Source organism: Arcicella aquatica, from assembly GCF_034928825.1.
GTDB lineage: Bacteria > Bacteroidota > Bacteroidia > Cytophagales > Spirosomataceae > Arcicella > Arcicella aquatica.
Genome location: NZ_JAYFUL010000062.1, coordinates 21,990 through 29,403, shown reverse-complemented (window position 1 = coordinate 29,403; position 7,414 = coordinate 21,990). Strand labels below are relative to the sequence as shown.

The 7,414-nt window shown below is 42.3% G+C and carries 4 protein-coding genes; all 4 read right to left on the bottom strand.

Going from position 1 to position 7,414, the window contains the following annotated elements; translation table 11 throughout:
- Positions 1–831: 831 nt before the first annotated feature.
- Positions 832–2,397, bottom strand: coding sequence for a hypothetical protein (locus VB264_RS22920; RefSeq protein WP_323253394.1), 1,566 nt, complete (start codon positions 2,395–2,397; stop codon positions 832–834).
- Between the two features lie 289 nt (positions 2,398–2,686).
- Positions 2,687–4,768 (bottom strand): hypothetical protein, encoded by a 2,082-nt coding sequence (locus tag VB264_RS22915; RefSeq protein WP_323253392.1) that lies wholly within the window; start codon positions 4,766–4,768, stop codon positions 2,687–2,689.
- 554 nt (positions 4,769–5,322) lie between these two features.
- Positions 5,323–6,237, bottom strand: coding sequence for a hypothetical protein (locus VB264_RS22910; protein ID WP_323253390.1), 915 nt, complete (start codon positions 6,235–6,237; stop codon positions 5,323–5,325).
- 174 nt (positions 6,238–6,411) lie between these two features.
- The gene (locus tag VB264_RS22905) at positions 6,412–7,389 is read right to left on the bottom strand and encodes a hypothetical protein (protein ID WP_323253388.1); all 978 of its coding nucleotides are present in this window, start codon (positions 7,387–7,389) and stop codon (positions 6,412–6,414) included.
- Positions 7,390–7,414 lie beyond the last annotated feature (25 nt).

The following is a 7,414-nucleotide window of genomic DNA, read 5'->3' as shown; positions in this document are numbered from 1 at the left end:
CGTTGACCTTGACCTCTACGAGGGTCAGAAAGGCTTTTAAAAAAATCATTAAGCTCCATTACAAAATATTATTTGGTCAAAATTAATAAAATCCCAGAACTTAACAGCCCTGCTCTCTGAAGGAGAGGGGTTGGGGGTGAGGTTGCGAAAGCAACGCACCAATTATCAAAAAATATGACGTGGCTGAGGCATAATTTGGCAGTGAAAACACCAGCAAAGACGAAACTCCCTTTGCTGGATGAGGGCTGGTGAAGACACCAGCCTTGGGTAAAAAACAATTGATAATCAACGTGTTTATTTCTAGCGAGGGACTTAAGTCCCTCGCTAGAAATAAGAGTTTTTCGCCCTTTGTTAACGTTCATTCTCCAACAACACGTGCGAAAGCAACGCACCAATTATCAAAAAATATGACGTGACTGAGGCATAATTTGGCGGTGAAAACACCACCAAAGGCGAAAACCTCACCCCCGACCCCTCTCCTTCAGAGAGGGGAGCTTTAAGCACCAAGGTCTGCTCCCCTTCTCTGAAGGAGAAGGGGCTGGGGGATGAGGTTGTTATTCATTGATTATCAATTGATAATCAACGTGTTTATATCTAGCGAGGGACTTAAGTCCCTCGCTAGATATAAGAGTTTTTCGCCCTTTGTTAACGTTCATTCTCCAACAACAAGTGCGAAAGCAACGCACCAATTATCAAAAAATATGATGTGGCTGAGGCATAATTTGGCGGTAAAAACACCACCAAAGGCGAAAAAACAAAAATCCTTTCTCCTAGCTAGTGAATGAATTCACCAACTAAGAAAAAGGATTAATTAATTCCCACTCCTCTTCTCTAGTATTGAATAGCCACTTTTTTCATGGTCTTTTTCAAACTTTTCAGATCTGGATGCGGGGTTTTTAGGTTACTACTAGACGGTTTTGTAAAAGTTGTTTTATACTTGGCAAAGCTAATGGCAAAACTAAAATCTCCGAAAATATTATCATTGATACTATTTAAGGGATAGGGGGCTATTGTACTATAAACATGGCAACTGGTACAGGTATTTGTTTTCTGGACGTAGCTTTCTAAGGTTGTGTTGGCAACAATCGGAACGCCACTAAGCATGGATGATGCATTTAAACTTCTCGGTGCTTCAATCGGCGTGGTAGGGTCTTTTTGAACACTTTGTGACCATATAACATCTACTAGCTGATAATATTGCCAAACCGAATTGGGATATACTTTCTTGATATTGCCTTGCATTCGCTGGTTTATTGGTGCAGCATCGTTTGGATCAATGGGGTTACTCCTAGTGATTTGGATGGGCACTGGTGCGCCCTGATTCAAATAATAAGGGGGTGATACATTAGGACTACACGAAACCGTCACCACCGAATCTCCCCCCGTTTTAGTCTTTATTGTTACTTGCTGTGCGGTGCAATTAGCATTGTAAAAATTATAACCATAGGGCGGACTACCAACCGTCGAACTTGTTGGTGCATTATCTACTTGTTCAAAAGTAGCCCAAACCCATGTGGGTTGATTCTGAGTTTTGTGTAAAATATGCAATCCTACTAGGGCTACGGTTGTTGTCCTTAATTGGTTGGTCGAAGGGTCTAGCACGGTGGCACGCGATAATTTATACCTTGCCCACTGTGGAGACAATGGGTCGGGTACTTCCATCCAAGCTGCTTTTAATTCTATGGCACCTACTTTACCATGATAAACTCCCTGAGGGAAATTGATGGGATGCCCTGCCTTTACGGAATCGTGCTGAGTGACGGCATTATAATAGCCCTTCTGAACCACAAAATCGTAATAATCTTTATTAAGCAGAATTTCATACCAGACATTCTTGCCGTTCTGACTGCCCAGCCAACTTGGTTTTCCCTGTGGAGCTGCTTGATCTGCACTAAAGGTATTGAGCGAGTCTGAATTATCAATCTTACTGGTAAACGTTAATAATTTTGTACTCATTTTGTTCATGAGCAAGCGTTGTGTCTTGAACTTTTTCGCATATTTATCTGACACCAACGTTCCCCAAGCAGGAGGTTTTACGCCTTGGTCTGGGAACAAAACTTCTCTAGGCATATACGTTTCCCATTGTACCGCTCCCATGTCGTAAGGTTTTCCAAAACTACTACTTGGGTTCATGGGCCAATTCAAGGAGATGAATTCTTGCCAAGCAAAACAATCTACCTGAGATTGATTGTTAAATGACTTCAAATCCCCTGGTACATTATTGTTAAAATATACCTGAATGTTGTAAAGGGAACTCGTTGAATAACAGTTGCACGAATCGGATGCCGATACAAAGGCATTCTGCTGTATTTTTTTATTATTAGACGGAATCATATTGATAAATATGATTGGAAGAAAAAGTAATAGCCATACCTTCTTCATCTTTTGTATAGTCATATCAGGTAAGTTTATTTTATACAATGAGCCATTAAGAGCGTTGTGTTAGTGATGTTACTTAAAACCTCACCCCCAGCCCCTCTCCTTCAGAGAGGGGAGCTTTCAACCCCAAAGTCTGCTCCCCTTCTCTGAAGGAGAAGGGGCGGTCGGCCGCTGCCGCTGGGGGATGAGGTTGCTAGACTTTGATTACCAATTACTTACATACTTATGTATAAACCGTAGCTCTGAAGGAGAGCGGGGTGCGTAGTCTGGACGGTCGGCCGTTGCCGTTAGGGGTGAGGTTGATAACCTACAAACTATTAACCTGCACGATAATACTACCTTCATTATCTGCAAATCCTTGTCCGTAAGCACCGCTCAAATCATCATTGATACATAATAATAATTCGCCCGAAAGGTTTGGTGGAATGTTAGTACCCATACCCACAAAAAACACGGTATCCCCTACTTTCCCGATTAAAGAGCCCTCGTTTTGCCCCGGCATGGTATAGCCTGCTTTGGCTGGAATATTACTTGGCGTACCATTGGCATTATACAACTGCCCATTATTGTCTTGAGGATTGGCCGTCCATAAGCCACTCACATAAGCAATTGATAACAAGCTCGACGGCTCTATTTGTACCCCAGTGTTTTGCCACTCAATCGCCGCTTGCACCGTGATAGGTAATACCGAAAGCAATGCTGGCATGGCTTGACTAAGTACCTGTCCTTGATTGGTAACATACACCCCTGTTACTCCCGCAGATGCATTTTCGCTTACAGCGACCGTCAGGTATAGGGCAAAGTTCTCACTAGGCTTGCTATTCCCCGGAACGGCATAATAAACATTACTTTGCACCGCCGTCACCGTTGCGGTTACTCCTGGGTTGGTAAAGCTTACTGTCGGATAGGTTGATGGCACTCCATCGGTATAAGTAATCGTGCCACAGATAAGCACCATTTGTATCGAGCTTGCCCCAATAAAAACAGTCGGAGGAATAAATGTGCTATTACTCAATAGAGAAATAGGATTATCTACTGGGTTCGGAACACTGGTATTATATACTTGGTTAAAATAGCTTTCGTAAAATAATTGAATTGGTTGTGCAAACGTATGAGCAGGGTCTGTATCATCTACGGGGCCATATCCTGCGGGTTTTGTACCTTCATAAGCACTCGCTACGATTTGCATTTTAAAAGTAGCTGCCACCTGCGAACCCCACTCGATAGGACTTCCATTAATGGTGATATCGCTAACGGTATAGCCCTTATTGGCAGGCACTTCATACACGGCATGCAAGATAAAATTACCGGGCAATTGTGTACCATCCTGACTATCAAGTGTTTCTGAACCTCTTACAATCGTCCAAAAAGCAGCAGGGTCGTCGCCGTTGGGAGCTTCATAATTATTGCCAGCAAAATTAGGCATCTGGATGTATAACCCCGGAGGGTCTGCTAAGGTTACTACATTGCCTAATGTTACAAAACTGTTCACAGTACCGCCAATGTTGGGGTCGCTGTTTCTATGTTTTTGTCCATACTGGGCATCGCAAAGGAGGGCATTATATTGGCTTGATGGCCAAGAGGTGCTACCATCAGCATTAATCCGTTGAACGGTTGCAGCCGTAGCAAGTCCTATTTCTGTTTGCAAAGTATTGGGCGTACTGGTAAGGTGGATGGCTCCGCCTTGTGTAGCACTTGAAACGGGCCCACTATTCCATATATTAAGGGGGTTATAAACAGGCCCTTGGGTGATGGGGTCAGTGATATTAGGCACGCTTAGGTCTGCTAAAGTGATTTGTGGTTTACCTAAGATACTTTGATACAATGCCAAAACTTTATTAGGGTCTATCAGCCACAAGCTATTCCAATATTCAGGGTTTTCGCAGGTAAAGTCTATTCTAGTAATTTTTCCAGCGGCGTTTCTAGTAACTGCCCATTCGCAATATTCATCTTGCCAACCTCTGGGGCCATAAGGGAAATACGGAACGGAATTTCCAGTATCACCACATGGATTATCCGAAATCGGCGCAGGCATCACGCCCGTATCTGCCATTTGATTTAAGCTTGCTTGCGTAGCCGTTGGGTAATTATAGGCTAATCTGCCCGGAAATGCACTCCACTGTACAGAAGCAGTATCACTGCTTGGGTTATTCTGAACAGGATTATAATAGTTGGTCGTAGATGGCGTATTGATTGTATTCCAAGGGTTGCTCAACATTCCTTGCTGTGTAAAACCATCGAGGTTGGCACTCCACAACTGATTCATCGCTTCCTGTTTCGCTGGATTATCTGAAAAATCTTGAATGTCAGCAGGCGTTCTAAATTGAAACCCACTCGTGGTTAGATTGGTCTCAGCAACGTCTTCTTGTGTTTGTAGGGTATTTTCCATAGTTAAAAAAGTTTAAGGTTTTTTTTTCGTACTCGTTTGGCTTTTCCGTAACGCCCCGTTTATTAAAGTGGCTTCTGGACTCCACAGGTTTACAAGTGAGTAGTATCGTAACAGCTAGATGATGACACCATCTATTTGTTTATCAGTGCTGAATTTCCCTTGTAATATTACTGATACAAATGTATCATAGTTGGGCTCAATAAAACAGGGTATAAATATCTGTTTTATGTTGGCAAAAAGCAGGTATTTATATCTGGTTTTACTATTTTAATGCCTAAAAATGGTATTAAATGATGAAATTATGAGGGTTGGATGTCGTGTTTCGGATTTCGGTCTTCGGATATTGGTCTTCGGATTTTGACTCCACGTAGTTTTTTAGGCTGGAAGCCTGTCGTCACTTGTTGGAAACGAGTGACTTCGGGGGGCACGGTAGGGACGTAAAAAAGGACGTATGCAATACGTCCCTACTGTGTGAATTAAGCATTTCGCATTTGTTTTTAGGCTAGAAGCCTTATAATAGTCGTCACTCGTTGGAAAGCGAGCAACTGCGGGACTCAATTCATCAGCCCACTTACACTTGCTACTTGCATCCCCAACATAAAGATTTCGTTTTGGTCAGTACTTATCGTAATCTTTACGCTTTCTTCATCACAGCGCTCTACGGTTTGGGTGAGGTATTCAGAATTTAAGTAAAAAGGCCAGACCGTCAAATCAGGGTTATTTTGCAAGGCTTTCACCACGTTTTCATCATAATTCCCAAACACCTGTAGCTCAATAGTGATACCCATCGCTACTAACAAGCCAGTATTAATATATTTTAGGATACCATTTTTTCCAAACAGAGCGTCCCACGTAACATTGTCGCCCCCCGCAACCCATGCATCTTGGTTGTGATAAGCGGAGTTAAAAGCACCACTTGAGAACCACCCCGCAGCCCTTATGGGCAAGTTGACTGTCTTATCAAAATGTAGTTTGAGGATAAACCGCTCACCATTGGCAACTCTGTTAAAGCTGAGGAACGTATGGTTTAATACGATACTTGGGTAGGAAGGGAAAAGGGAAACATCCAGTGGAGGATAGTTAGAAGAGTCGATGGTGATGTCAACTGACGAACCTCTAGCTATCGAATTCTTAACATCGCTACTGCTTGGCGTATAAATAGGTACCTCCTTAGCCGAGGGGCCGTCTATCCAATATTGCTTTTTCTTGTAATTGGTAATGGCCAAATTGTTCATCAATGATGGCATTTGAGCTTCCAGCAATTCCCAGTATATCGCACTAAAATTCGGAACATCATTCGTTTTAAAAATTAAGCCACTACCAGGAACAATATCAAGCAATGTAAACAAGTCAGCATTCTCATCGGGGAGGACTGACACCACTGGAAACAGCCTCAGGTTGGCAAAATCCAGCGAAAGCCCCGACGCAATGCCATCAAATATCAATTTTTCATATTCATTTTTCATCATCTGCTTAGATTAATTGTGAAATACAGCAATGCTATGCTCCCATTTGGTTGATAAAATAAAGAGGCAAGTTTAAGGACTATTACACCCCTAGTTTAGCTTACCTGCATCAGCCGCCACTGATGCAGGAAGTTTTTATTGATGTAAATGTGTCTTTAAACTGGCCTCTTTTTCTACTTAAATTAATCTTGAGTTACTAACACCACCCATCGCAAGGCTGGTAGGAATAACACCCATACCGAATACCTGTAGGCTACCCGGATTACAACCGATAGTAGTAGTAATAGATTGGTCTGAGTTGTACGAATGACTCTGTGTAGTGATTGAATTAGATGACGACGTATAGAACGGCCATACGTTGGTCTGACTACTTTTTTGAATCTGTTGGAATTCGCTTTGAGAATAAGAAGCATACGTGGTCGTCGTAACGGTATAACCATTTACTAACAATACCTGATTCGAAACATTTTGGCAAGACCCTTTAGTACCGAATACTTTTTCCCAAGCATCCTGTCCATTCTTCCATTTGGTTGGATTTTTGTATTGATCAGTAAAGAAACCTTGAGTAAACCAGCCACCTGCACGTACTTGCAAATAGGCATATTTATTAAGGGTAATCGTCACAGTAATTCTCGAAGACGATGCTTTCACGTTTAAATCTGAAGAAACAGAACTCGACGATGTTCCCCAGAAACCAACACCTGCCGAGCTAGTACTTTTAGCCCACGACGAGCTGATATCGGTATTCGCCGTGGCAGAATCAAAAGTAATAGTTGCCGAAGACCCCGAATTTACCTGATTATACAAATCAGCAAAGGTAGGCGCATAGATAGGGTCAACAGAGATATTGCCATCTACCCAATATTTAGGGTTGAAATAATTATTTTCAGCAAGTCTGCTCAAAAAGCTAGGGTTGGCACCGTCGATTACTATCTGCATGTTACCATTCAGTCCATTAAGAGGGTTGCTGGTGTACAACGTTGCGACAGATTCAGGCGGGATGCCATCTACAAAATTATAAACTCCTTGTGGAGTAGTTTGTATAGGCAAAACTCCCTGAATCATTTGAAATTGTTTATTGCTTAAGTGCAATGAATCGCAGATGCTGTTGTAAAGACCTGCTGTTGCATCTGAAAGTGATGGTTGTTGGCTCATGAGATTGTGTTGTTTTTGATAGTTA

Bases quoted from the DNA above. Each gene is read 5' to 3' on its own strand.
- VB264_RS22915 (WP_323253392.1), bottom strand. From the start codon at position 4,768: ATGGAAAATACCCTACAAACACAAGAAGACGTTGCTGAGACCAATCTA.
- VB264_RS22920 (WP_323253394.1), bottom strand. From the start codon at position 2,397: ATGACTATACAAAAGATGAAGAAGGTATGGCTATTACTTTTTCTTCCA.
- VB264_RS22910 (WP_323253390.1), bottom strand. From the start codon at position 6,237: ATGATGAAAAATGAATATGAAAAATTGATATTTGATGGCATTGCGTCG.
- VB264_RS22905 (WP_323253388.1), bottom strand. From the start codon at position 7,389: ATGAGCCAACAACCATCACTTTCAGATGCAACAGCAGGTCTTTACAAC.